This window comes from Dickeya undicola (assembly GCF_000784735.1).
In the GTDB taxonomy this organism is placed as follows: Bacteria; Pseudomonadota; Gammaproteobacteria; order Enterobacterales; family Enterobacteriaceae; genus Dickeya; species Dickeya undicola.
The window spans coordinates 115,841-140,871 of sequence record NZ_JSYG01000008.1; the positions used below are offsets into that span (position 1 = coordinate 115,841).

A 25,031-nucleotide genomic window follows, 5' to 3' on the forward strand; every position below is an offset into this window, starting at 1 on the left:
CGGCAGCCACACACATCGGGAACAGCGACGCGCGGGACGACCCGCAACACGCGTCCAAGACTCCGCAGGACGACCTGCCGGTAAGAGACTCTGTCATGTTTGAGCGAGTACTGATTGCCAACCGTGGCGCTATTGCGGTGCGTATCATCCGCACCCTGAAAAAAATGGGCGTAAAAGCTATCGCGGTTTACGCCGAAGCAGACCGTCATTCACTGCACGTGCGTCAGGCGGACGAAGCCTGGTCACTGGGCGACGGCCCAGTACGAGATACCTACCTGGATCAGGACAAATTACTGCATATCGCAGCAGAAAGCGGCGCACAAGCCATTCATCCCGGCTACGGCTTCCTGAGCGAGAATGCCGGTTTCGTCACCCGTTGCGAGCAGGCAGGCCTGGTATTTCTCGGCCCGACCGTGGCACAGATGACCGCTTTCGGCCTCAAGCACCAGGCGCGCGCGCTGGCGCAACAGAATAACGTACCGCTACTGCCGGGCAGCGGCCTGCTCACCTCGCTAGAGAGCGCCTGCGACCAGGCGCAGCTCATTGGTTATCCCGTGATGTTAAAGAGCACGGCGGGCGGTGGTGGCATCGGTATGCAGCGCTGCAATGACCAGGACCAGTTGGTCGATGCCTTTACCCGCGTAAAACGACTGGCGGGCAACAACTTCGCCGACGACGGCGTATTTCTGGAAAAATTTATCGCCCAGGCCCGCCATATCGAAGTACAGGTCTTCGGCGACGGACAGGGCAACGTCATCGCCCTTGGCGAGCGCGACTGCTCCGCCCAGCGTCGCAACCAGAAAGTGATTGAAGAAACCCCCGCCCCTAACCTTAGCGACCACGTGCGCGCCGAACTACAGGCCACCGCCATCCGTCTGTGTCAGGCGGTGAACTACCGCAGCGCAGGCACGGTTGAATATGTGTACGACGACAGCAGCAAGCAGTTCTGGTTCCTGGAGGTCAACACTCGCCTGCAGGTAGAACACGGCGTGACCGAAATGGTGTACGGCGTCGACATCGTGCAGTGGATGGTGATGCTGGGTGCCGGTTGCCTGCCCGCGCTCCACACCCTTACCGCCACACCACACGGCCACGCCATACAGGTGCGGCTGTACGCCGAAGACCCGGCCAAACAGTTCCAGCCTTGCGCCGGGTTGCTGAGTAACGTCAGTTTCCCGGATGAACTCCCCGGCCTCACCCTGCGTATTGACCATTGGCTGGACAGCGGCAGCGAGGTGTCGCCGTTTTACGACCCGATGCTGGCGAAAGTCCTCGTTCATGGTGCCAACCGGGACGTGGCGATCGACGGTATGGCGCAAGCGCTGAACGCCACATCGCTGTACGGCATCGAAACCAATCTCGACTGGCTGCGCCATCTGCTGACGCTACCTGCTGTCCGACGCGGAGAAATCATCACCGCAACACTGGGTAACGTCGTCTGGCAACCCGCCACGCTGGATGTCCTCAGCGGCGGCACACTCACCACCGTACAGGATGCACCCGGCCGAACCGGTTACTGGCATGTCGGCGTCCCGCCCTCTGGCCCGTTCGACTCGCGCTCTTTTCGGCTCGGCAACCAGTTGCTGGGCAACGCGCCGGATACCGCCGGGCTGGAGATCACCCTGCGTGGCCCGACGTTGCGCTTCAACCGCGACTGCGCTTTCGTCATCACTGGTGCCGCCATCGACGCCCGGTTGGATGATGTTCCGCTCATCGGCTGGCAGACACATCACGCCCGCGCCGGGCAAACACTGACGCTTGGCGATATTCAGGGAGCAGGCTGCCGCAGCTACCTGTTGCTGGCTGGTGGTTTAGCCTGCCCGACTTATCTGGGCAGCCGCAGCACCTTTACGCTCGGCAAATTCGGCGGCCATGCCGGGCGCGCATTGCGCGCGGGTGACGTACTGCATCTGGCAGCCGCCGCATCTCAGTCGCCCACCCTCAACGCCGCCCTGCCTGCGCCCAACTGGAGCACGCAGTGGCAACTCCGGGTGGTTTACGGGCCACACGGCGCGCCGGACTATTTCACACCGCATGACATTGAAGATTTTTTCGCTGCCGACTGGCAGGTGCATTACAACTCCAGCCGAACCGGCATCCGGCTGATTGGCCCGAAACCTCAGTGGGCACGAACCGATGGCGGTGAAGCCGGTATGCACCCGTCCAATATCCATGACAACGCCTACGCCTTCGGCACGGTGGACTTTACCGGCGATATGCCGGTGATTCTGGGGCCGGACGGCCCATCGTTGGGCGGGTTCGTCTGCCCGGCCACGGTGATCCACGCCGATCTCTGGATACTCGGCCAGTTGAAAGCTGGTGACAGCATTCGCTTTATTCCAGTCACACTGGAACAGGCGGATGAACTGGCGCGCGAGGCGGAACACGCCATCACAGCGGGTCGTCTGGTAGCAGCTTCCGCCACCGACGCCTGTTGCCCCTCGCCCGTGCTATATCACCGACAGGCACAAGACGATCGACCCTCAGTGACCTGTCTGGCGGCAGGCGACCGTTTCCTGCTGCTGGAGTATGGCGAGCACCGGCTCGATATCGCGCTACGCTTTCGCGTGCACGCGCTGATGCAATGGCTGGAACAGCATCCGTTGCCGGGCGTACAGGAACTGACGCCGGGTATCCGCTCTCTGCAAGTCCACTTCGACAGCCTGCAATGCCCGCGCAGCACGCTGCTGGCGCATCTGCAGCACGCAGACGACGCGCTCGGCGACCTGCAACACGCCGCCGTGCCCTCCCGCACCGTGTGGCTACCGCTCAGTTGGGACGACGATGCCTGCCGCGAGGCCATCACCCGCTATACCCAGTCGGTCAGGCCCGGTGCCCCCTGGTGCCCCAGCAACATCGAATTCATCCGCCGCATCAACGGGCTGCAATCGGTGGAGCAGGTCAAAGACATCGTATTCAGCGCCCGTTATCTGGTGATGGGCCTGGGTGATGTCTACCTCGGCGCGCCGGTCGCCACCCCACTCGACCCACGTCACCGGCTGGTGACCACCAAATACAACCCGGCTCGCACCTGGACGGCAGAAAACTCGGTTGGCATTGGCGGTGCCTATCTGTGTGTATACGGTATGGAGGGCCCAGGCGGCTATCAATTCATCGGTCGCACATTGCAGATGTGGAACCGCGATCGACAAACCGACGCTTTCCATCAACCCTGGTTGCTGCGGTTCTTCGATCAGATTCGCTTTTATCCGGTTACGGCACAGGAACTGCGGGCAGCCCGTGAGCGCTTCCCGTGGGGAGATTATCCGTTACGTACCGAAGAAGGGGAGTTCCGCCTCGCCGACTATCAGCGGAGCCTGGTAGAGCAGCAACCGGCGATAGACGCTTTCCAGCAGCAACGCCAGCGGGCATTCGACGAGGAACTGGCGCGCTGGCGCGCCGACGGTCAATTCACTTTCGACAGCAGCTTGCAGGAAACTATCGCGGATGACGATACCATGCCCACCGACGGCTACGGTGTGGAAAGCCAGGTGGCGGGCAGCGTCTGGCAGTGGCTGGTAGCTCCCGGCGATAGCGTCAGCGCAGGTCAACTGGTAGGGATTCTGGAGTCAATGAAAATGGAAATTCCCATCACCGCACCAGTGGCTGGCACCATCCACACCCTATACCGCCAGCCCGGCCATCAGGTGCAGGCGGGGCAGTTACTGATGGTGATCGAACCCGCGGATGCCTGATCCTTGATAATCTTGCCAACTTATCCGGCTGACACACGTCAGCCGGTTGTCTTCAGGCTGCCTGAATCATCGGGATACCCACAGAGTCTTACATCGGTGCAACCCGACGCTGACCACCCCACGCACGCAATAACCCAGGGTATACACCACAAAACACGGCTTAAATACCACATGGTCTTCATGAAGAAACCACGTGTCCATCTGGATTTTTCGTGACTTTTAGTGCTACATTCTCACTAAATTATAATTTTCGTATTAATCCGATACAGCCGGTCAGTGCCGTACCCGCTCTATCTGATGAATAATATACCCTAAATAATTCAAGTTGCAGGACAAAACGTATTGCGTTTTGAACAACGCGAAGCGTTGGCCCTTCAGGGCAAGGCTCATTTGAGCCTTGTAACGCGGCAACCGAGTGACAAATTCGTCGGGAACGAATTTGACCAGCCAACGGCTGGCCTCTGGTGAGAGACAGGATGTCTCTCATTTCATCCCGATGAGCTTACTCAGGTAAGTGACTCGGGTGAATGACAAATTGGCGTAAGCCGATTTGAACGCTGCTTGCAGCGACCCCGAAGGGGCGAGGCCCATGAAATGGGCCGAGTAACGCAGCCAACGCACCTGCAACTTGAAGTATGACGGGTAAAAAACTATCACGGGGTTGATAGCGTCATGCGTTTATTATTTATTTGCCCAAATTGGGCCGATTTGGCTACACCCATTGTGGCGGAGATGAAGCGGCAGGGTCACGACGTCATCCATATTGACCATTGCGACTTATCAACGTTTAGCTATTTTGATTCGCGTCATAAAATCATCGCGAAATGCTATAAAGCGATAACAGGCAAGAACTACAAACGCCTTGTTCTTGATAATCAAATCAAACTTGGCCTGCACAATTTTTTTATCGGCAGAGAGCCATTTGACGCCATTATCATGACGGAACCTAAGTTGTTCAATCAACAGCATCTGGAAATACTTCACCGGCATGGAAAAAAGCTTGTCGCCACATTGTGGGACAGTCTAAAAAAAGCCCCTAATAATGCTTTATATCTCAACCAGTTCGATCATGTACTCAGTTTTGACAGTGAGGATTGCGACCAATTTCACTTTGCCAAAATCACCAATTACATTGATCCGGCCTGGAAAAGTACGCTTTCTTACCAGGCGTGTGAGTATGATGTTTTTTCTATTATGAGCTTCACACCGGAAAGATATAGGCAGGCAATCCATTTTCTTGATAAGCATCCCCAGCTAAAATCCAATATTATCTTTTATGTCGGAAAGGCTGGAAAACCAAAAAATATAAAAGATGAAAGAATAAAAATATCAGAAAAATTATTACTGGGCGCTGAACTGGCTCATGAAATTAATAATTCCCGAGCCATTCTGGATATTCTGCAAGGTCAACAGACAGGATTATCATTTCGAGCCTACGAATCAATGGCTTATAATAAAAAATTGATTACCACCAATCCCTATATTACCAGTTACGATTTTTATAACCCGCAAAATGTGTGTGTTCTGAATCAGGATGGCTCCGTTCCACCTGATTTCATCCATACCCCTTACCAAGCTGTACCAGAAAATATCTATCATCAGTACACACTCTGTGCATGGGTACAAAAAGTCATTCGTGAAATATCAACCGATACCAGCCACGTACCGGCTTAACCGCAATACAGCCAACTGCCCTTTATGATAAAAAAGAGCCTCCATTCGGAGGCTCTCTGTTTACGGGCATATCCAGCTGATTAGCTGCAACCTGAATTACTGCAACACGGAGATATCCGCAACTTTCAGGAACAGGTTGCGCAGTTCGTTGAGCAGCGTCAGGCGGTTGATACGCACCTGCTGATCCTCAGCGTTCACCATCACCTTATCGAAGAAGTTGTCCACCGACTCACGCAGCTGGGCCAGTTCCACCAGCGCTTCCTGATAACGGCCTTCGGCAAACCACGGTGCCAGCTTGCTGGTCAGCGCGGTGACATAGGTCGCCAGCTGAATTTCTTCGTTCTCTTTCAGCAACGCCGCCTGCACGCTGTCGTTCAGCCTTTCGGTGGATTTAGCCAGAATGTTGGACACGCGCTTGTTGGCAGCGGCCAACGCGGCAGCTTGCTCCAGCGTGCGGAAATGGCTCACCGCTTTCACACGGGCGTCGAAATCTGCCGGGCGAGTCGGACGGCGCGCCAGCACCGCCTGAATGGTGTCCACGCTGTGACCTTCTTCCTGATACCAGGCGCGGAAGCGGCCCAGCATGAATTCGATCACATCGTCCACCACGTTGGCGTTAGTCAGCTTGTTACCGTACAGGCGCACCGCTTCTTCGGTCAGGGTTTGCAAGTCCAGCGGCAGACGTTTTTCCACGATGATACGCAATGCACCCAGCGCGGCGCGGCGTAGCGCGAACGGGTCTTTGTCGCCTTTCGGGTGCTGACCGATACCAAAGATCCCCGCCAGGGTATCCATCTTGTCGGCGATCGCCAGCGCACAGGCTACCGGCGAAGACGGCAGCTCGTCACCGGCAAAGCGCGGCTGATACTGTTCGTTCAGCGCCACCGCCACGTCTTCGGCTTCGCCGTCGTGACGGGCGTAGTGCATCCCCATCACGCCCTGAGTATCGGTGAATTCGAACACCATGTTGGTCATCAGGTCGCATTTGGACAGCAAGCCCGCACGTTTGGCGTGATTAACATCAGCACCAATCTGCTCAGCCACCCAGCCAGCCAGCGCCGCGATACGGTCGGTCTTGTCGCGCAGCGTGCCCAACTGTTGCTGGAACAGCACGGTTTCCAGACGTGGCAGATGATCTTCGAGGCGTTTTTTACGGTCGGTATTGAAGAAGAATTCAGCATCGGCCAGACGCGGGCGTACTACCTTCTCGTTACCGGCGATGATCTGCTGCGGGTCTTTGGACTCGATGTTGGCAACAAAGATGAAGTTAGGCAGCAGCTTGCCGTTGTTGTCGTAAACCGGGAAGTATTTCTGGTCGCCTTTCATGGTGTACACCAGCGCTTCCGCTGGCACCGCCAGGAATTTCTCTTCGAACTTCGCGGTCAGCACCACCGGCCATTCCACCAGCGAGGTGACTTCTTCCAGCAGGCTGTCGCTCAGATCGGCGTTACCGCCAATGTTGCGGGCGGCCGCTTCGGCATCCGCTTTGATTCTGGCTTTACGCGCCTCGTAGTCGGCAAGCACCTTGCCGCGCTCCAGCAGAATCTGCGGATACTGGTCGGCGTTATCGATGGTGAATTCCGGCTCGCCCATAAAGCGGTGGCCGCGGAGGGTGCGGGCAGAGTCGATGCCCAGCACGGTGCCGGGGACCAATTCGTCGCCCAGCAGCAGGGTTACGGTGTGCACCGGACGCACAAACTGGGTGTCTTTGTCACCCCAGTGCATCAATTTCGGGATCGGCAGCTTCGCCAGCGCGGTGCTAACCATGCCCGGCAGCAGCGCCTGCGCCGCTTCGCCTTTCACCTGCGCGCGGAACAGCAGCCATTCGCCCTTGTCGGTGGTCAGGCGTTCGGCCTGCTCAACGGTGATGCCGCAGCCACGTGCCCAGCCTTCGGCCGCTTTGGTCGGTTTGCCTTCGGCGTCAAACGCCTGCGCGATGGCTGGCCCGCGTTTTTCCACTTCCCTGTCCGGCTGAGACGCACTCAGACCGGCGACTTTCAGCGCCAGACGGCGCGGTGCTGCAAACCAGCTGACCGACTGATAACCCAGCCCGGCCGTATCCAGTTCAGCGGTAAAATTAGCGGCAAAAGATTCCGCCAGATTGCGCAAAGCCTTCGGCGGCAGCTCTTCCGTGCCGATTTCCACCAGAAACGTCTTGTCTGTCATCGCTGCCTCTCAGCTCTTTTTTCGATTGCACATCGGGAAGCCCAGCGCCTCGCGGGAGGCGTAGTAGGCTTCCGCCACCGCTTTGGTCAGGGTACGGATCCGCAGGATGTAGCGCTGACGTTCGGTCACGGAAATGGCTTTGCGCGCGTCCAGCAGGTTGAAGCTGTGGGCGGCTTTCAGAATGCGCTCGTAGGCAGGCAGCGGCAGCGGTTTTTCCAGCGCCAGCAACTGCTGGGCTTCTTTTTCGTACTGCTCGAAGCAGGTAAACAGGAAATCCACGTCGGCGTATTCGAAGTTATAGGTGGACTGCTCCACTTCGTTCTGATGGAACACGTCGCCGTAAGTGGTTTTACCCAGCGGGCCGTCGCTCCACACCAGGTCGTAAACGCTGTCCACGCCCTGAATGTACATCGCCAGACGTTCCAGACCGTAGGTGATCTCGCCGGTTACCGGCTTGCACTCCAGACCACCCACCTGCTGGAAATAGGTGAACTGGGTCACTTCCATGCCGTTGAGCCACACTTCCCAGCCCAGTCCCCAGGCACCCAGCGTCGGGTTTTCCCAGTTGTCTTCCACGAAACGGATGTCGTGAATGGTCGGGTCCATACCCAGCTCTTTCAGCGAGCCGAGGTACAGCTCCTGAATGTTGTCCGGCGATGGCTTAATGATCACCTGAAACTGGTAATAGTGTTGCAGACGGTTGGGGTTCTCACCGTAGCGGCCGTCGGTAGGACGGCGGGACGGCTGCACATAAGCGGCGGCGATCGGCTCCGGGCCAAGCGCGCGCAGGCAGGTCATAGGGTGAGAAGTGCCAGCGCCGACTTCCATGTCCAGTGGTTGGACGATGGTGCAGCCTTGACGTGCCCAGTAATCCTGTAACGTCAGGATCAGGCCCTGAAAGGTCTTGGTATCAAACTTTTGCATGTTGGATTCGCACGCGATACAAGTGGTTTTTACAATGAAGGCGCCAGTATACCCTCTGAGTGCAAGATATACAGCCAGAATGCGGCAACAACTTGGGCCGCATTGCTCTGTAGTCCGCTTTTCCTTCCGGTTCCCGTGGTGATTAGCCTGCGAACACGGTCTGCAACATTTTCAGGCTCAGCAGCAGCAATAACCCGGCGAACGCCTTTTTCAACGTGGCGACCGGCAGTCGGTGCGCCAGACGCGCGCCCACCGGCGCGGTGAAGAAACTGACTGCGGAGATCAGCACCACCGCAGGTAACGAGACATACCCCACGCTGAACGCGGGCAAGCCGGTAGCCGACCAGCCGTTAATCACGTATCCCAGCGCACCGGACAAGGCAATCGGCAAACCAACCGCCGCCGATGTGCCGATAGCCTGCTGGATGCGCACGTTACACCAGGTCAAAAACGGTACGGTGAGCGACCCGCCGCCAATAGCAACCAGCGCGGAAATACCGCCGATGGTCAGCCCAGCCAGCGACATACCCGGCACGCCCGGCAACTGCCGGTGGGATTTGGGCTTAATGTTCAGCACCATTTGTAACGAGACATACGCCATGAAGCAGGAAAAGAAAATCGCCAGCGCGCGGGTCGGCAACAGCGCCGCCAGCCAGGTGGCGGCGAAGGTCCCCACCAGAATCGCTGGCGTGATACGCCACACCACCGGCCACAGCACCGCCTGATGTTGATGATGCGTACGCAGACTGGAGATGGCGGTAATCACAATCGCCGCCATTGATGTGCCCAGTGCCAGATGCACCAGATGCGACGTTTCCACCCCCTGCGCGGCAAATAGCGCCGTCAGCACCGGCACCATGATACCGCCCCCGCCAATGCCCAGTAATCCAGCCATAAAACCCACCACGGCACCCAGCGCCAGATAGGCCAGCACCCACTCAATCCCCATTATTGTCCCCTGTCGTTTATACTCTGTTATTTCCGGCGTCATGCCTCACACGGCCCCTGTCTGCGCAGGGTTGCATCGCACCGCGCTTAGGCTGATGATCGCCCAGCCACGCGGGTGATGCGCTGAAACCGGCCATCATCAATACCAACAATGCCGGTGAATCTCAACCGGGGAGCAAGGAGAAGAGGATGACACGCTGTGGTTGGGTCACGCAGGACACGTTGTACCAGGATTATCATGACAACGAGTGGGGGAAGCCCTGCACCGACGGACGGGAACTGTTTGAACTGTTGTGTCTTGAAGGCCAGCAGGCCGGGCTGTCGTGGATAACCGTGCTCAAAAAACGGGAACACTACCGCCGCTGCTTCCACGGATTTGATCCCCATCGCGTCGCCGCCATGACCGACGACGACGTAAACCGGCTGGTGCTGGACCCAGGCATCATCCGCCACCGCGGCAAAATTGAAGCCATCATCCGCAATGCTCGCGCCTGGCTGGCGATGCAGCAGCAAGGAGAAGACTTCGCCGCTTTTATCTGGTCCTTCGTCGACCACCAACCGGTTGTCAACCGACACGCCTCGCTGGCCGACGTGCCCGCGAAGACAACGGTGTCGGACGCCATGTCAAAAGCGTTGAAAAAACGTGGCTTTACCTTCATCGGCTCGACTATCTGTTACGCCTTTATGCAGGCCGCTGGACTGGTGAACGACCATACCACTGAATGCTTTTGTCGTCCGGAGGCGCTGTGATCCGCCCTTATCGTCCGCAGGATCTGGATCTGCTGGTGCGGCTGTGGCTGGAAAGCACCACCCTGGCGCATCCGTTTATCGCGCCGCACTATTGGCGGGAAAGCGAGGAACTGGTGCGCGGGCATTATATCCCCCACTCGCAGACCTGGATTTATGAGGATGAACAAGGCATCGGCGGTTTTATCAGTGTGATGGATCAGCGTTTTATCGGTGCGCTGTTTGTCCATCACAACCTGTACGGCCGGGGAGTGGGTGCGGCGCTGATGCAACATGTCCAACACCGCTTTCCCATGCTCAGCCTGGAGGTGTATCAGCAAAACCACCGCGCCTGTGCCTTTTACCGCAAACAGGGGTTTATTACCGTACAGGAAAGCTATCAATCCGAAACTCAAGCTAACCTGCTGATCCTGCACTGGCAGGACCAAGCGTTGCTCGCCTCCGTCATGTCCTGAATCAGGCTGGTATAGCCGAAGAACGTCCCGCTACGGTTGCATTACCGCCATGAAATGATACTTTATAACATACCAACTCATGCCGCTGGCGTGAGTATGGCTGCCAATTATTTCATCTTTTTTGCAACACCGCTGATTTCAGCCAATACCAGGGTTTTTAGCGGGCGTGCGCCTTCTGGCACATTAGAAGGCGCGCCACCCGACTCCCCTCTGGCTTGCAGTCTCCCACCATGTCGACCATCATGCCTGAAGCAACCGGTTTAGAACTCGTCGCCTCTGGGCTAATTTATGCCTTACGGGTCGGGCGGCGCGCTCCCCAACAGAACAAATCGCTTCGCATCCGGCGCTGCGCGTGAATAGCGCGCGGATAATAAGCATATATGACTGTTTACCATCGTATTTCATTGAATCATCCAATCGTTTTTGGGCGATGGCACGGCAAAGACCGGGCATCAATATGCGAAGCTAGCTGAGAACTCTTTTCAAAAATCGCGTTTACATACAACCGTCGCGCTAATCAGACAATCGCCTATCAGCCGGAGTGAACTGATGAAACCTGAAGTGATCCTCTACAGAAGTATCCCTGACGCCCTGCGCGCTCGCCTTGAACAATACGCCACCGTGCATGAATTCAACGGGCTGCCGCCAGTCGATCACCCCGTACTGGAACGGGTGGAAGGCCTGATCGGCTCCAGCGCCACGGTTAGCCGGGAATTTCTCTCCCATTTACCGCGCCTGCGCGCCGTCTCAACCATTTCGGTCGGCTACGACAATATCGACCTCGCCACCCTGAACGACAAAGGAGCGTTGCTGATGCACACGCCAACCGCCCTGACGGAAACGGTGGCGGATGCGGTGCTGACGCTGATGCTGATGACCGCCCGCCGCGGGCTGGAAGTGGCAGAGCGGGTTAAAGCCGGGGAGTGGAAAACCAGTGTCGATCAAGACTGGTTTGGCATTGACGTGCACCACAAAACCATCGGTATTCTGGGTATGGGGCGTATCGGTCTGGCGGTAGCACAGCGTGCGCATTTGGGCTTCGGTATGCCGGTGCTGTACCACGCCCGCCGTCATCATCAGGAAGCAGAAACCCGCTTCAATGCTGGTTATCGTGATCTGGACGGCTTGCTGGCAGAGTCGGATTTTCTGTGCATTACCCTGCCGCTGACCCCGCAGACCCATCATCTGATTGGACGTGAGCAGTTGAAGAAAATGAAGTCCAGCGCGATTGTGATCAACATCGGTCGCGGTCCGGTTATCGACGAACCGGCGTTAATTGACGCGCTGACTGACGGCACTATTTACGCTGCCGGTCTGGATGTGTTCGAGCAGGAACCGCTGCCGGTGGACTCGCCGCTGCTGAAGTTGCCCAACGTGGTTGCGCTGCCGCATATCGGCTCCGCTACCCATGAAACCCGCTATAGCATGGCGGCCTGCGCGGTAGATAACCTGATCGCCGCACTGAGCGGCAACGTCAAAGAAAACTGCGTCAATCCGGACGTGCTGAAGTAATTCAGCACGTTACCTCCGTTTTATCTTCAATATTCCGCCCTCCTGATATCAGGAAGGCGGAATCACAGCACGAATCCTGACCTTAACCTACGGTAAGCGCGATCACTCCACCGCAATCGGTTTTTCGGTCAGCGTCGTGGCGCGATCGCCCTGAATCGCTTTCACTTTCTGCTCGGTTTGTTGTACCGCCGCCGGGCTGCTCAACAGGCTGTAGGTCAGCTCAAACGTGGTGCTCTGGCCGGGTTGCAGCTTCTTCACCCTTCCCTGCTGGCGTTCGATGGTGACCGGGTAGGCGTAATTGGTGCCGGGTTCGATGCCGGTAACGTAGCCCTGTTTCAGGGTATCGGTGTTTTTCCACAGCGTCAGCAGCGGCAACTGATGGGTATCAAAAGCGATCGACACCCCTTTGTCGCCAGCGCGATTCACCAGTGCCGCCAGCGTCTTGCCCTCTTTATCCGCGTACGGCGTCATGTTAAACACCATCTCGTCGAAGTCTTTAGTCGGTCCTTTATACGTCTGCCAGCTTTTCAGACCCGCTTTGGCGTAGTCATTAAACGGTGAAATCTCTTTCACTGGCGCGAGGAAACGTGCCCCTTCTTCCAGAATCGGCGTACCGAAATTGCTGTGGTAGATGATCTGGTAATCGCGGGCGTAATCCGACTTGTTGGTCAGCACATCGTGTACGGTAAAGGACTCGCTACCCGGCACGTAACGCAGTTCGGTCCAGGTTTCGAGGTTAGATTTCTTGAAGCTGTTCTCCTTCAGCAAGCCGCGCACAGTGATGGTGTAGGGTGCTTTGTCGCTGACATCCACGACAACTTTCGACGCCGGTGTATTACCGGCGCGACCGTGCAGGGTGTAAATCATGCCGTCGCTGGTGACCGGGTGGCCGGTCCACTCATACCCGCAGCGCACCATCATCTCATTGAAACCTTCCAGCCAGCCCAGCCCGTTGCGGCTTTCAAGCGTGATGGTATTCGGGTTCACCACCTCATCCACCGGTGAATCCCAGCCCAGCCGGATGTTTTTACCAGTCACATGCAACAAATCCATGCCGCGAGTCGGACTGAGGGTGATTTGCAGCCCATTCGGGCTGGTGATAGTAAGAATTTTGCTGCCTTCCTGACGTCCGCCGTGCAGTACTTTCTGTTCAATGCTGAAGCGCTGATCTTTGATCTTCAGCGTGTCGCTGCTGATCTGCCAGTTTCCTTTCTCGGTGCTGCTTTCAACATCCGTCAGCACAAAGGTCTGAGCTGATGCCTGCCAGGAAACCAGCGCCAGAGCGATACTTATTGCCAGTACGTTTTTCATCCCATTCGTCCTTATAGCTGAATTGATTAAGCCTGCGGAGCTAAAAGACTACAAATCCGGCTGACGGGAGAATGTGACTGCTATCACCAGATAACCAACTGCTCTTTTTTCGCGATGAATTTGGATTATTCATCACAATTTTAATAAGCATGGTGAGTATTTTTGCAGGAAAAACGTGAGATAAATCAGATAAAAGCTGACGCACGTTCAGCTTTTGGCACCATGTGGATGGGTTATGCTGAAACAGCACAGTAATGACAATAGTTAATTATTTTTCCATAACAAAAATATATAGCATAAAGAGTGGTGATGGATTTTCTGTTGCGATTGCACCTGCCCGACACGCGCGCTAAGGTGTCGGTTTACCTGTGCGTTACCCTTTATTGACAAACTATGAACTTTTCCCGTTTCGGCAACAAATTTACCCGCCATGCTGGCATTACCCAATTGATGGACGACCTGAACGACGGGCTGCGTACCCCCGGAGCCATCATGCTGGGCGGTGGCAATCCAGCTCATATCCCGGCGATGGACGATTATTTTCAGCAGTTGTGTCGCGACTTGCTGGATCAAGGAAAACTGACCGATGCCCTGTGCAACTACGACGGTCCGCAAGGCAAGGATGTGCTACTGCATTCGCTCTCCAGCCTGCTGCGCGAACAGCTGGGTTGGGAGATTGGACCACAGAATATTGCACTGACCAACGGCAGCCAAAGTGCGTTTTTCTACCTGTTTAACCTGTTTGCCGGCCGCACCGACGACGGCCAGCGCCGTCGTGTGCTATTCCCGCTGGCACCGGAATACATCGGTTACGCCGATTCCGGGTTGGATGAAGACATGTTCGTCTCCGTTCGCCCCCAAATTGAGCTATTGCCCGAAGGGCAATTCAAATACCACGTCGACTTCGAACAACTGCGCATCACCGACGACATCGGCATGATTTGCGTCTCGCGGCCCACCAATCCCACCGGCAATGTGCTGACCGACGAAGAGTTGCAGCATCTGGATGCACTGGCCCGCGAACATCAGATTCCGCTGGTGATCGACAACGCCTACGGCGTGCCGTTCCCCGGCATTATTTTCAGCGACGCCACGCCGTTGTGGAACCCGAACACCATCCTGTGCATGAGCCTGTCGAAACTCGGTCTGCCCGGCTCGCGCTGCGGCATCGTGATCGGTTCGGAGCAGGTGATCGAAGCGCTTGGCAACATGAACGGCATCGTCAGCCTGGCACCCGGCTCCATCGGCCCGGCGCTGGCCCACGAGATGATTCAGCGCGGCGACCTGCTGCGGCTCTCTAACGACGTGGTGCGGCCGTTCTACCGTCAACGGGTGGAGCAGGCTATCGCCATCATTCGTCGTTATCTGTCGCCAGAGGTGTGCCTGATCCACAAACCGGAAGGGGCGATTTTCCTGTGGCTGTGGTTCAAAGACCTGCCGATCACCACCGAAGTGCTGTACCAGCGGCTGAAACAACGCGGTGTGCTGATGGTGCCGGGCCACTACTTCTTCCCTGGTCTGGAGCAGGAATGGTCGCACGCCCACCAGTGCCTGCGCATGAACTATGTGCCGGAGCCGGAAAAAATCGAGCAGGGCGTCGCCATTCTGGCCGAAGAGGTGGAACGGGCGCGAAAAGAAGCCGGCATCTGATATCTGAACATTCCATACACAAAAAAGCCGCCCGAAGGCGGCCTGTGCGACATGGAAACCAATGATCAATTGTAGATTTCTGCTACACCGCGCAGCTGATTGTCGTTGCCGGTGGCGGAGATGATGCGGAATGATTTAGCTCCAGCGGCCTGTGCTTTTTCAGACAGGCTGGCCTGCAGGCTGTCCAGCGTACCGGCGGTGGCGCTCACGGTGCCAACAGACTGGCTGCCAGCGTGCTGTACTTCGGTCGCCGCAAAAGTGCCGAAAGAAAGGGTAGCCAACGCGATAACTGCAACAACATTTTTGATAGATTTCATGGTCAATATCCTTCACTTGGAATTCGGTTAGTGTTCTTAACTGGAGGCGTTATCGCCTTCGATGAAAGTGATAATAGACCTGTTATCGCCACGTTAAAACCGGGTTTATTTGCAGATATCATTCAAATTTTATGAAATAAAAAAACCCGCACTCTCGGCGAATTATTACCCACCTGCACAGTGGCTGATGCTGACGCGGGGCAAACAAGGCGCATTGCGTGCGTTTTTCCATTTGTACTCATCTCGTCCGCACAAATGGCGTCATTCCTCTCGCATCAGATCATCAATACTCCGGGCGAAGCACACACTCAGGAGATGTCATGATGTCTGTCTTTCAGTTAAGAACCTACACATTGAAAACGGCGGTCGCGGCTAGTCAGTACGCTGAAATCTGGTATCACCACATTGAGAGCCTGAAGTTGTTCCACATCGAAACACATGGTGTTTTTCGACCACAGGAGAACGATCGCCAGGTGGTGGCACTGGTGAGCTATGCCGACGGCGTGGACATTCAAACAACCGCACTCGCTTATATGTCCAGCGATGCATTTCATGCCGATATGTCGGGATTTGAGATGAATATGATCGAAAATGTGCAGGAAACGCCACTCGTTGCCTTACCTGCCTCACCGCTGCAATAACACCGCTCCAGTCTTAGCTATCGCGCTCACATCCAGGGAATACAAACCATCAGGCAACCTGTTTTGGTTGCCTGACGAATAGGCTCTCCGCGCGAGATAAAGGAGTTACAGCGTCTGGCCCAGCGCCTGACGCAGATACGCGCCCGCGCCCAGCAGCCCTGGCTGTGGGTGGGTGATCATGAACACCGGGATGTCGGCGAGGTAATCGCGGAAACGGCCTTTGTCTTCAAAGGCGCTGCGAAAACCCGAGTTGCGGAAGAATTCCAGAAAACGCGGCACGATGCCGCCAGCGATGTAGACACCGCCGAAGGTGCCGAGCGTCAGCGCCAGATTGCCGCCGAAACGCCCCATCAGTACGCAGAACAGCGACAGCGCGCGCAGGCAGTCCACATCGCTGTGCGCCAGCGCCCGTTCGGACACCACCTGCGGCGTCAGCGCTTCCGGCACCCGGTCGTCCGCCTTGACGATCGCCCGATAAATATTCACCAGCCCCGGCCCGGACAGCACGCGCTCAGCGGAAACGTGCCCCAGTTCCTGACGCAGCACCTGCAACAGGATGTCCTCTTCTTCGCTGTTGGACGCGAAATCCACGTGACCGCCCTCGCCCGGCAGGCTTAGCCATTTGCCGTTCACCGGCAGCAAGTGCGCCACGCCAAGCCCGGTTCCGGCACCGTATACCGCCACCGGCTTACCAGCGACTGCATCAGCGCCGCCCAACCGAATCACATCCTCCGGCGTTAACACCGGAATCGCCATGCTGACGGCGGTAAAATCGTTGATCACCGCCAGACGCTCAAACCCCAGGCTCTGCCGCATGGCCTCAATGGAGAACGCCCAGTGATGGTTGGTCATCTCCACCCAGTCATCGGTCACCGGGCAGGCAATGGCAATGCAGGCTTCTTTGATAGTGAGCGCCGCGTGTTCCGTCAGAAACAGACGAATGGCGTCTTCCAGACTGTCGTGCTCGTGAACCGCGTACTGTTTACTGTGTGACAGATGCCCATTCGCCAGCTCGCAAAGGGCAAGACGTGCGTTGGTTCCACCGACATCACCTACCAGCGCATACTGATGCATAAATTACGATCTCCCATTGAAATATCATCATGCGTACTTGGGCACACGGAGAAAACCGCACGCCGATGACGGCAAGCACGCCCGAATTTCACTCATATTTACTGGCGGTCCATGCCATCAGGGAGACGCGACAGATCACATCAGGCCGTTTCCCCCCGTTTCAGCCGCAGCATAAAGTCCCGAAATGCGGGAGCCAATTCCTGAAACAGAGCGTCTTTGCGGTGGGTCATCATGACCTCGCTAAACAGCTTCAGCCCGGTGCAGAACGCGGCGACCTCCGAGTCCGGCAAAATCCCCTTTGACCGAACTTTCTCAATGATTTCCAGAATATCGTCATGATTGGTGACGTCAAACGTCAGTGCGCGATTTTGTGGCGTTTCGTCGCGATTATCGGTGATATTTTCCAGCGTGATACGATAGTGATAAGGCATGATTTTATCCTTGCGGTTGTGCGGTTTGAATCGTGCGATGGCATGGGCGGCCCGGCGTCGCCATATGGTTGACATTATCAACCATATGAACATATAAACCAAATGGTTGATAAGGTCAACAAATTGATGCGTGACACCCTTGATACCCAGACCTTTGAGCTGCTGGGAGAACTGATCCACGGTTTTAAACAACGTCTGCAGGAGAGCGATGCACTGACGCAGACGGGCCTCGCCCCGTTTCAGGCACGCACGCTGGGGCTGATAGCTCGCCACCCCGGCAAGAGCCAGCATTTTCTGGCGCAGTACATGGGGCGGGACAAAGCGCAGATTGCCCGTCTGCTGAAAGATCTGGAAACGCTGGGGCTGATCACCCGCCAGCCTTCGCCGACCGACCGGCGGGCACAGGTAGTGTTACTGACGAAAAAAGGTGAGGACACACATCGCCAGTTCGCCGATGCTCGCACCAGCCTGTTGCAACGCGCCTTTGCCGATGTAACGCCGGAAGAGCGCCACCAGTTCGCACAGGTATTGCAGAAAATGAAGGCCAACCTGGCCTCAATATCGGAATGTACCCAAAATAATTCGAGTTGCAGGAAGGCGGCAACCGAGTGAATCCCCAGGAGCTTACATAAGTAAGTGACTGGGGTGAGTGACAAATTGGCGTAAGCCGATTTGAACGCTGCTTGCAGCGGCCCCGAAGGGGCGAGGCCCATGAAATGGACCGAGTAACGCAGCCAACGCACCTGCAACTTGAAGTATGACGGGTATAAAAGCCTGATGATGAACCGCTGACCTCAGCCTGCCATCCCGGTGCTGTAGATATCCTGGCGGACAAAGGTCCAGGCATAATCCTGACGGTTAACCGGCTCGTAGCCCACTTTCTGGTATAGCCACGGCGCGGTAGAGGTAAGCAGCAATTGACGGCGCAAGCGCTGCAATCGCGGATGGTTGACCGTGCATTCCACCAAAAAACGGCCCAGCCCGGCACCCTGATGTACGGGCAGTACAAACACATCGCACAGATAGCCGAAGGTAGCGAAATCGGTCACCATGCGGGCAAAGCCAATCTGGCGGCCCTGATGATAAAGCCCGAAACACAGGCTGTTGGCGATAGACAGTGCGACAGTTTCCCGATCGATGCCTGCTGCCCAACTGGAGGTGGTGAGATAGCCATGAATGGTATCCAGATCGAGCTGCTGCGGATCCGTCGACACCTGATAGTCCTTTTTCTCCCATTGCGCTGACACGGTGTTACTCCTTTTGATCATGATGAGGGGTTATCATCCCACCAGACCGCCCGCCAGAACAACGCCGACAACAACGATAACGTCCACCCTTGTCTCACACAGCATCACCTGTCATGCCAGTAGCAAAAGCAACGCCACCTGCGTCCACGCGAATAAAACGCTTACCCACCTGATGTATTGACCTTCCCTGATATTGACGCAATGAAATATGACGAATAGCCGGTCTGACGCGTTCCTGACGTCCAGCATGGTCAGATCCGCTGTTCTGGAAACATGAAAAGTATTGACCCGCGAATGACTGATGACAAAGCAAGCTCGCCGCCTGTGGCGACCCATCATCAATCTGTTTTTTCATTATGTATACGACATGTGCCCGCTAACTCAAGCCGGTCACACTCAGGCCTGGCACAGCGTCTGGATTAACGTCCATACTGCGGTTGCCGCAGTGGAGAGCGAACGATTACGACGGCGGACCAATTGCAATCGTCGGTTCTCGATTGGCCATAACTGACGGACTGCCAGCCCGGAAAATTCAAGGGAAGATAATGCCAGTTGTGGAATGACCGAAACCCCAATACCTGACTGCAAAATACGAAAGATGGTGGTGACATGCCCAAGCTCCTGAATGACATGCGGTGTGACACCATGACGAATCAACGCATTGTCGATTAAAGGGCGGCTGCCTGAGGCATAGTCAAGCAACACCAGTTCCTGATTCTGCAAGTCACACCATGTCACTCGCTTCAGCCGGGCAATCGGGTGATGCTCCGGCAGTACCAGACAAAATGGCTCCTCCATGAATGTTTCGGTGTACAAATCGGACGGTACAGCGGGTTCGATCACCACACCAAAATCAACCTCCTCGTCCATGACCATCTGCATCGCTTGCTGCTGTACCCGGTCATGGATGACTAAATTGACGTGCGGATAATTTTCAGCGATTTGCGCGATGCAGTCAGGCATGATCCCCGCCGAGATGGTGGGGCTGGTTGCTACATGCACCAGCCCGCGACGCCGCTCTCCCCAACTCTGGACATTACACAGCGTCGTTTCCAGATCACCCAAAACACGGCGAAGGTCTTGCGACAAATCTGCCCCTTCCTGCGTTAATACCACCTCACGGGTTGTCCGTTTAAATAATCTGACGCCCAGCTCATTTTCCAGATCACCAATACTGTGACTCATCGCGGATTGTGTCAGGGAAACCATGTTTCCTGCACGACTAAAACTATGATGTTCAGCCACCGCCAGAAAAATACGCAACTGCCTTAACGATATATTTGAGATATTCATGATTTTAAGTCATCGATAGATTAAAAAAAAACATTTCCACATTCAGTACCTTGTGGTTATTAATAAATACCAGAAACAGAACGAAGAGCAATTACATTTTACTGTCAATAAATCAATCGATGAAATTATTCAAATAGCCACGGGATTTTATTCAATGGAAATAAATTGATAAAAATTAAAATACTTGTGAATTAGTTAGCAGAAATGACTTTCCATCTGACTTTATCACCAATGGAATAATCATTTTAATGACTGTCATAACACCGGAAACCTGAAATATGACGGGTATTAATAAAGCAAGTGAAACACGTTGAAAATAGCCAACCAGATTATGGTTAGCGATTTCTTCGGTGTTTCACTCCACCCCTTATTTTCAAATCCTCGAAGTCAGGAGAGTGTATTATGAGTGAAAGAATAGATGTGCGGAATCGAACGGATAAGGAAATACTCGGCTTTAATCGATGGTGGCTTTTTGTATTGGCTTTTCTGGCGATGTCTGTTATTAGCCCTTATGAATATGCCTGGTCGGTTATTGCCCCGCACTTTGCCAAAATATATGACTGGGAACCGACAAAAATATCGTTAATGTTTAGTATGTTCGTTATTTTCCAGGCATTCGGCACCCTGCCCGGTGGGATTTTTCGTGACAAGTTTGGCCCCAAGGTCGTGTCTGTCGTCGCGGGTATCTTTTCAGGCATCGGGCTGCTGGTGTGCGCATTTGGGCAGACGTTGTCCTATAAAGTCGTGCTCATCGTCTGGTGTATTGGGTGTTTTTTCTGCGGATTTGTCTACAACGCAGCGATAACCACCTGCAACAAATGGTTCCCTGATCACAGGAATATCACTATCGGTCTTATTTCCGCCGCTTTCTCCTGGGGAGCATTACCCTTTATTTTCCCCATCCGTAGCATTCCAGACAACGCCCCAGACAGTACCTTCTTCAATGTCATTTTTATTATGGCGGCGATCATCTCTGGCGTTATCATTATCACCGGCTTATTGATGAAAGACCCACCGAAAGGCTGGCGTTATTTCACCCCATCATCGGCAAAAAAGCATACCGTAGTAAAACGCCCGTGCGAGAAACAATACAGTATGGGAGAAGCAATGCATACCTGGCAGTTCTGGGTGTTAATTGCCTCTTTCGTTTTAGTCTCCGCATCCGGCCTGACCTTTATTTCAAATAGCATCAAATTTGCGTCAGCATTCCACTTCAGTTTGGCAGCAGGCACCATCGTTACCGTCGGAATGGCAATCACCAGCGGCCTTAGCCGGGTTGTTGGCGGCTGGATTGCAGACAAGATTGGCATCGATAAAACCATGACCATCTTTTATATCCTGTGTGGCGTGTTTTCTCTCGTGGCGTTATTTTTCGCTAAAGCCAATAGCGCAACAGGTTTTATCAGCAGTTGTATTATCTCGATATTCTTCTGGGGAGCATTATATTCGCTGTTTGCATCAATTGTAGGGTATTACTACGGTGAAGTTGCTTCCGGCTCCAATTACGGCATGTTGTATGCCTCAGCCAAAGGCTTAGGGGGAATTTATGGCGGTGTCTTCTCCGCTTATTTAATTTCCACCTACGGTCACTCCTTCACCATTATTGTCTCTTCCATTATGGCGTTACTTTCCGGGCTCATTCTTATTCCATTGTGGAAACACCCTCCTGTCTGGAAAGAAACGAATGGAATGCTCATACCCACACACTAGAAATTTAAATTCACTAGAAATTTAAATTCACTACAAAAATTCATGACATTGGAAATTAAAAGCGAGGTCTTATGTCTTCTATTACCGAAATCGATACTGCCAATGCGGCAGCATCAGAAAAAACAACACTGATTGATGGCTTTCACCTTTTTCTTGAAGCACTCAAACTGAATGATATCGATACCCTCTTCGGTTTACCCGGCATTCCGATTACCGATCTGCTGCGTATGGCCCAGGCGGAAGGACTGCGGGTTATCTCTTTCCGCCATGAACAACACGCCGGTAACGCGGCGGCGGCGGCCGGTTTCCTTACCGCCAAACCCGGTATCTGTATGACGGTTTCCGCACCCGGTTTCCTGAACGGCCTGACCGCTCTCGCCAACGCCACGACCAACTGCTTCCCGATGATCCTGATCAGCGGCTCCAGCGAGCGTGAAATTGTCGATTTGCAACAAGGCGATTACGAAGAGATGGATCAACTGGCTATCGCCAAGCCGCTGTGTAAGGCCGCCTTTCGCGTATTGCGAGCCGAAGACATCGGTATTGGTATCGCTCGCGCCATTCGTGCAGCCGTCTCCGGACGCCCCGGTGGGGTCTATCTGGATCTGCCCGCTAAACTGTTCTCGCAAACCCTACCACAGGATGCCGGGCGTAAATCCTTAATCAAGGTCGTCGACCCTGCGCCGCGCCAGCTCCCCGCACCACATGCCGTAACCCGTGCGCTTGAGCTACTCAAGAACGCTAAAAAACCGCTGATTCTGCTGGGCAAAGGGGCGGCCTACGCCCGTGCCGATGCCGAGATTCGTGCCTTCGTCGAAAAAACCGGCATCCCCTACCTGCCGATGTCGATGGCTAAAGGCTTGCTGCCGGATACGCATGAACTGTCTGCCGCCGCCACTCGCTCCTACGTTTTGAAAGAAGCGGATGTGGTGGTGCTGATCGGCGCTCGTCTGAACTGGCTGCTTTCACACGGTAAAGGCAAGACCTGGGGGCAGGAAAACGGGCCGAAGAAATTTATCCAGATCGATATCGCGCCGACTGAAATCGACAGCAACGTCGCGATTGATGCACCGCTTATCGGTGATGTCAGTTCCTGCATCACCGCTTTGTTGAACGGCATCGGCAACAACTGGGCCAAACCTTCGACTGACTGGACCGGCGTTATCGCAGAACGCAGAGCCAAAAACATCAACAAGATGGCTGACATGTTGGCCGCCCGCCCATCGCCGATGAACTTCCATAGCGCATTGAGCGTCGTGAAAGCCATCGTGAAGGACAACCCGGAAGCCATCGTCGTCAGCGAAGGGGCCAACACGCTGGATTTTGGCCGCAGCATCGTGGACATGTACCTGCCGCGCAAACGTCTGGATGTCGGCACCTGGGGGGTGATGGGTATCGGCATGGGCTTTGCTGTCGCTGGTGCAGTGGTGACGGGCAAACCGGTTATCGCCATTGAAGGCGATTCCGCCTTCGGTTTCAGCGGCATGGAAGTTGAAACGATCTGCCGTTACCACCTGCCCGTCTGCATTGTGGTGTTCAACAACAACGGCATTTACAAAGGGACCGACATCAATGCCGCGGGCGGCACAGACATGGCCCCCACCGTGTTCGTCAAAGACGCACGCTACGAAATGATGATGCAGGCGTTTGGCGGCGTGGGCGTGCATGTCACCACCACGGATGAACTGCATCACGCCATGAATGAAGCCATTGCCTCCGGTAAGCCAACGCTTATCAATGCCGTCATCGACGAGACAGTCGGCACCGAAAGTGGCCGCATTACCAACCTGAACCCAGCCAAAGCCATCAAAAAATAATCGCTTTGGTCATTCATCGATAAAATGGAGATAACACCATGAATAATAAAAAAGACTTGCCGTTGGCTGGCGTCAAAATCATCGATTTCACCCACGTACAGGCAGGCCCGGCTTGTACACAAATGCTGGCGTGGTTCGGTGCCGACGTGATCAAAATCGAACGTCCGGGTTCGGGCGACATCACCCGTAACCAATTACGCGACATCCCGGATGCGGACGCTCTGTATTTCACCATGCTCAACAGCAATAAGCGCTCACTCACACTGGATACTAAAAAGCCCGAGGGCAAGGAAGTGCTGACCCGACTGATCAAAGAATGTGACGTGATGGTGGAAAACTTCGGCCCCGGCGCGTTGGACCGCATGGGATTTACCTGGGAGCACATTCAGGAACTGAACCCTCGCATGATCCTTGCCTCCGTCAAAGGCTTCAGCGAAGGCCACCACTACGAACACCTGCGTGCCTATGAAAACGTGGCGCAATGCGCCGGTGGTGCCGCTTCAACCACCGGCTGGTGGAAGGGTGAGAATGCCGTGCCAACCATTTCGGCCGCCGCGTTGGGTGACAGCAATACCGGTATGCATTTAGCCATCGGTATTCTGACTGCCTATATCGGCCGCCAGAAAACCGGCAAAGGGCAGAAAGTCGCCTGTGCCATGCAGGACGCCGTGCTCAACCTCTGCCGCGTCAAAATGCGCGATCAACTGCGTTTGGATAACGTCGGTTATCTGGAAGAGTACCCGCAGTATCCGCATGAACCGTTCTCCGACGTGGTGCCACGCGGCGGTAATGCCGGTGGTGGTGGTCAGCCCGGTTGGATCCTCAAGTGTAAAGGCTGGGAGACAGACCCCAATGCCTACATCTACTTCACGGTACAAGACCTGGTATGGACGCCGATTTGCGATGCGATAGAGCGCCCTGAATGGCGGGAAGACCCGGCGTTTACCACCCCGAAAGCGCGCCAGCCGCATATCATGGATATTTTCGGTGCCATTGAAAGCTTCATTCTGAGGACCGGTAAAGACAAATTCGACGCGGTGGAATACTTCGGTAAGTTCGGCATCCCCTGTGCGCCGGTGATGTCGATGAAGGAACTGCTGCACGACGAATCGCTGCGTAAGAGCGGTTCCATCGTCGAAGTGCCGCACAAAGTACGCGGCAGTTACTGGACCGTCGGTTGCCCAATCAAGTTCTCGACTCTCAAACCTGAGATTACCGCCTCGCCGCTGCTCGGCGAGCACACCGACAACGTACTGGCGGAACTGGGCTACTCGCAAGAGCAGATCGCGCGCATTCACACAGCTAAAGCGGTGTAAGCACGGCACGCCCTGACCGTCGCTACTGACGCTCAGGGCAAACAGACCGAGGAATGATGAAGCGCGGTGAATCGCACCAAAGTGAATGAGAGTCGAGGAGAAT

General features: G+C 55.1%; 21 protein-coding genes. 11 read left to right on the plus strand and 10 right to left on the minus strand.

Going from position 1 to position 25,031, the window contains the following annotated elements; genetic code table 11:
• The first annotated feature begins 95 nt into the window (after positions 1–95).
• Together uca and OB87_RS03885 are read left to right on the plus strand one after the other, a co-directional pair.
• Complete coding sequence (gene uca, locus OB87_RS03880; RefSeq protein WP_033568121.1) at positions 96–3,695, plus strand: urea carboxylase; 3,600 nt, start codon at positions 96–98, stop codon at positions 3,693–3,695.
• Between the two features lie 672 nt (positions 3,696–4,367).
• Positions 4,368–5,369, plus strand: a complete 1,002-nt coding sequence (locus OB87_RS03885; RefSeq protein ID WP_033568122.1) for a hypothetical protein — start codon at positions 4,368–4,370, stop codon at positions 5,367–5,369.
• A 96-nt stretch (positions 5,370–5,465) separates the two neighbouring features.
• On the opposite strand, the gene glyS is transcribed toward OB87_RS03885, so the two are convergent.
• From glyS to OB87_RS03900, 3 genes are all read right to left on the minus strand, one after another.
• Positions 5,466–7,535: a glycine--tRNA ligase subunit beta gene (glyS, locus tag OB87_RS03890; RefSeq protein WP_033568123.1), complete on the minus strand. Its 2,070-nt coding sequence runs from the start codon at positions 7,533–7,535 to the stop codon at positions 5,466–5,468.
• A 9-nt stretch (positions 7,536–7,544) separates the two neighbouring features.
• On the minus strand, positions 7,545–8,459 hold the full coding sequence (glyQ, locus tag OB87_RS03895; protein ID WP_033568124.1) for a glycine--tRNA ligase subunit alpha: 915 nt from the start codon (positions 8,457–8,459) through the stop codon (positions 7,545–7,547).
• A 142-nt stretch (positions 8,460–8,601) separates the two neighbouring features.
• Complete coding sequence (locus tag OB87_RS03900; protein WP_033568125.1) at positions 8,602–9,408, minus strand: sulfite exporter TauE/SafE family protein; 807 nt, start codon at positions 9,406–9,408, stop codon at positions 8,602–8,604.
• A 188-nt stretch (positions 9,409–9,596) separates the two neighbouring features.
• On the opposite strand from OB87_RS03900, the gene OB87_RS03905 reads away from it, so the two are divergent.
• The 3 genes from OB87_RS03905 (at position 9,597) to ghrB (ending at position 12,121) form a co-directional block, all read left to right on the plus strand.
• Positions 9,597–10,157, plus strand: coding sequence for a DNA-3-methyladenine glycosylase I (locus OB87_RS03905; protein ID WP_033568126.1), 561 nt, complete (start codon positions 9,597–9,599; stop codon positions 10,155–10,157).
• A complete protein-coding gene (locus tag OB87_RS03910) occupies positions 10,154–10,609 on the plus strand; it encodes an N-acetyltransferase (protein WP_033568127.1) in 456 nt (151 codons plus the stop codon). Before OB87_RS03905 ends, OB87_RS03910 begins: the two co-directional genes overlap by 4 nt.
• A 549-nt stretch (positions 10,610–11,158) precedes the next feature.
• The gene (gene ghrB / locus OB87_RS03915; RefSeq protein WP_033568128.1) at positions 11,159–12,121 is read left to right on the plus strand and encodes a glyoxylate/hydroxypyruvate reductase GhrB; all 963 of its coding nucleotides are present in this window, start codon (positions 11,159–11,161) and stop codon (positions 12,119–12,121) included.
• A 102-nt stretch (positions 12,122–12,223) separates the two neighbouring features.
• Here the strand turns inward: ghrB and OB87_RS03920 are convergent, their stop codons facing one another.
• A complete protein-coding gene (locus OB87_RS03920; RefSeq protein WP_033568129.1) occupies positions 12,224–13,432 on the minus strand; it encodes an aldose 1-epimerase family protein in 1,209 nt (402 codons plus the stop codon).
• Positions 13,433–13,825: 393 nt separating this feature from the next.
• Between OB87_RS03920 and OB87_RS03925 the strand changes: the two genes are divergently transcribed.
• Positions 13,826–15,082, plus strand: coding sequence for a valine--pyruvate transaminase (locus OB87_RS03925; RefSeq protein ID WP_033568130.1), 1,257 nt, complete (start codon positions 13,826–13,828; stop codon positions 15,080–15,082).
• Between the two features lie 65 nt (positions 15,083–15,147).
• Here OB87_RS03925 and bhsA read toward each other — a convergent pair whose 3' ends face one another.
• On the minus strand, positions 15,148–15,399 hold the full coding sequence (gene bhsA, locus OB87_RS03930) for a multiple stress resistance protein BhsA (protein WP_033568131.1): 252 nt from the start codon (positions 15,397–15,399) through the stop codon (positions 15,148–15,150).
• Positions 15,400–15,719: 320 nt separating this feature from the next.
• Between bhsA and OB87_RS03935 the strand changes: the two genes are divergently transcribed.
• Positions 15,720–16,040, plus strand: a complete 321-nt coding sequence (locus tag OB87_RS03935; RefSeq protein WP_235425233.1) for an NIPSNAP family protein — start codon at positions 15,720–15,722, stop codon at positions 16,038–16,040.
• A gap of 105 nt (positions 16,041–16,145) precedes the next feature.
• Here OB87_RS03935 and glk read toward each other — a convergent pair whose 3' ends face one another.
• Entirely contained in the window at positions 16,146–17,114 is a 969-nt protein-coding gene (glk, locus tag OB87_RS03940; RefSeq protein ID WP_033568132.1) for a glucokinase, read from the minus strand.
• 140 nt (positions 17,115–17,254) lie between these two features.
• Complete coding sequence (locus tag OB87_RS03945; RefSeq protein WP_033568133.1) at positions 17,255–17,545, minus strand: DUF3861 domain-containing protein; 291 nt, start codon at positions 17,543–17,545, stop codon at positions 17,255–17,257.
• A 126-nt stretch (positions 17,546–17,671) separates the two neighbouring features.
• Here OB87_RS03945 and OB87_RS03950 point away from each other — a divergent pair, with 126 nt between their 5' ends.
• The gene (locus OB87_RS03950) at positions 17,672–18,157 is read left to right on the plus strand and encodes a MarR family winged helix-turn-helix transcriptional regulator (RefSeq protein WP_050515633.1); all 486 of its coding nucleotides are present in this window, start codon (positions 17,672–17,674) and stop codon (positions 18,155–18,157) included.
• Positions 18,158–18,339: 182 nt separating this feature from the next.
• On the opposite strand, the gene OB87_RS03955 is transcribed toward OB87_RS03950, so the two are convergent.
• The 3 genes from OB87_RS03955 to OB87_RS03960 form a co-directional block, all read right to left on the minus strand.
• Positions 18,340–18,792, minus strand: a complete 453-nt coding sequence (locus OB87_RS03955; protein ID WP_081977346.1) for a GNAT family N-acetyltransferase — start codon at positions 18,790–18,792, stop codon at positions 18,340–18,342.
• A 94-nt stretch (positions 18,793–18,886) separates the two neighbouring features.
• Entirely contained in the window at positions 18,887–19,147 is a 261-nt protein-coding gene (locus tag OB87_RS20520) for a hypothetical protein (RefSeq protein WP_148042049.1), read from the minus strand.
• Positions 19,148–19,188: 41 nt separating this feature from the next.
• On the minus strand, positions 19,189–20,085 hold the full coding sequence (locus OB87_RS03960; RefSeq protein ID WP_033568135.1) for a LysR family transcriptional regulator: 897 nt from the start codon (positions 20,083–20,085) through the stop codon (positions 19,189–19,191).
• Positions 20,086–20,487: 402 nt separating this feature from the next.
• Between OB87_RS03960 and OB87_RS03965 the strand changes: the two genes are divergently transcribed.
• The 3 genes from OB87_RS03965 (at position 20,488) to frc (ending at position 24,928) form a co-directional block, all read left to right on the plus strand.
• Complete coding sequence (locus OB87_RS03965) at positions 20,488–21,795, plus strand: OFA family MFS transporter (protein WP_033568136.1); 1,308 nt, start codon at positions 20,488–20,490, stop codon at positions 21,793–21,795.
• A 71-nt stretch (positions 21,796–21,866) separates the two neighbouring features.
• Complete coding sequence (oxc, locus tag OB87_RS03970) at positions 21,867–23,612, plus strand: oxalyl-CoA decarboxylase (RefSeq protein ID WP_033568137.1); 1,746 nt, start codon at positions 21,867–21,869, stop codon at positions 23,610–23,612.
• A gap of 38 nt (positions 23,613–23,650) precedes the next feature.
• The gene (gene frc, locus OB87_RS03975; RefSeq protein ID WP_033568138.1) at positions 23,651–24,928 is read left to right on the plus strand and encodes a formyl-CoA transferase; all 1,278 of its coding nucleotides are present in this window, start codon (positions 23,651–23,653) and stop codon (positions 24,926–24,928) included.
• Positions 24,929–25,031: the final 103 nt, after the last annotated feature.

Bases quoted from the DNA above. Each gene is read 5' to 3' on its own strand.
- OB87_RS03925 (WP_033568130.1), top strand. From the start codon at position 13,826: ATGAACTTTTCCCGTTTCGGCAACAAATTTACCCGCCATGCTGGCATT.
- OB87_RS03885 (WP_033568122.1), top strand. From the start codon at position 4,368: ATGCGTTTATTATTTATTTGCCCAAATTGGGCCGATTTGGCTACACCC.
- OB87_RS20520 (WP_148042049.1), bottom strand. From the start codon at position 19,147: ATGAAAAAACAGATTGATGATGGGTCGCCACAGGCGGCGAGCTTGCTT.
- ghrB (WP_033568128.1), top strand. From the start codon at position 11,159: ATGAAACCTGAAGTGATCCTCTACAGAAGTATCCCTGACGCCCTGCGC.
- oxc (WP_033568137.1), top strand. From the start codon at position 21,867: ATGTCTTCTATTACCGAAATCGATACTGCCAATGCGGCAGCATCAGAA.
- OB87_RS03960 (WP_033568135.1), bottom strand. From the start codon at position 20,085: ATGAATATCTCAAATATATCGTTAAGGCAGTTGCGTATTTTTCTGGCG.
- OB87_RS03950 (WP_050515633.1), top strand. From the start codon at position 17,672: ATGCGTGACACCCTTGATACCCAGACCTTTGAGCTGCTGGGAGAACTG.
- OB87_RS03935 (WP_235425233.1), top strand. From the start codon at position 15,720: ATGATGTCTGTCTTTCAGTTAAGAACCTACACATTGAAAACGGCGGTC.
- OB87_RS03945 (WP_033568133.1), bottom strand. From the start codon at position 17,545: ATGCCTTATCACTATCGTATCACGCTGGAAAATATCACCGATAATCGC.
- glyQ (WP_033568124.1), bottom strand. From the start codon at position 8,459: ATGCAAAAGTTTGATACCAAGACCTTTCAGGGCCTGATCCTGACGTTA.
- OB87_RS03965 (WP_033568136.1), top strand. From the start codon at position 20,488: ATGAGTGAAAGAATAGATGTGCGGAATCGAACGGATAAGGAAATACTC.
- uca (WP_033568121.1), top strand. From the start codon at position 96: ATGTTTGAGCGAGTACTGATTGCCAACCGTGGCGCTATTGCGGTGCGT.
- OB87_RS03920 (WP_033568129.1), bottom strand. From the start codon at position 13,432: ATGAAAAACGTACTGGCAATAAGTATCGCTCTGGCGCTGGTTTCCTGG.
- glk (WP_033568132.1), bottom strand. From the start codon at position 17,114: ATGCATCAGTATGCGCTGGTAGGTGATGTCGGTGGAACCAACGCACGT.
- OB87_RS03905 (WP_033568126.1), top strand. From the start codon at position 9,597: ATGACACGCTGTGGTTGGGTCACGCAGGACACGTTGTACCAGGATTAT.
- frc (WP_033568138.1), top strand. From the start codon at position 23,651: ATGAATAATAAAAAAGACTTGCCGTTGGCTGGCGTCAAAATCATCGAT.
- OB87_RS03900 (WP_033568125.1), bottom strand. From the start codon at position 9,408: ATGGGGATTGAGTGGGTGCTGGCCTATCTGGCGCTGGGTGCCGTGGTG.
- glyS (WP_033568123.1), bottom strand. From the start codon at position 7,535: ATGACAGACAAGACGTTTCTGGTGGAAATCGGCACGGAAGAGCTGCCG.
- bhsA (WP_033568131.1), bottom strand. From the start codon at position 15,399: ATGAAATCTATCAAAAATGTTGTTGCAGTTATCGCGTTGGCTACCCTT.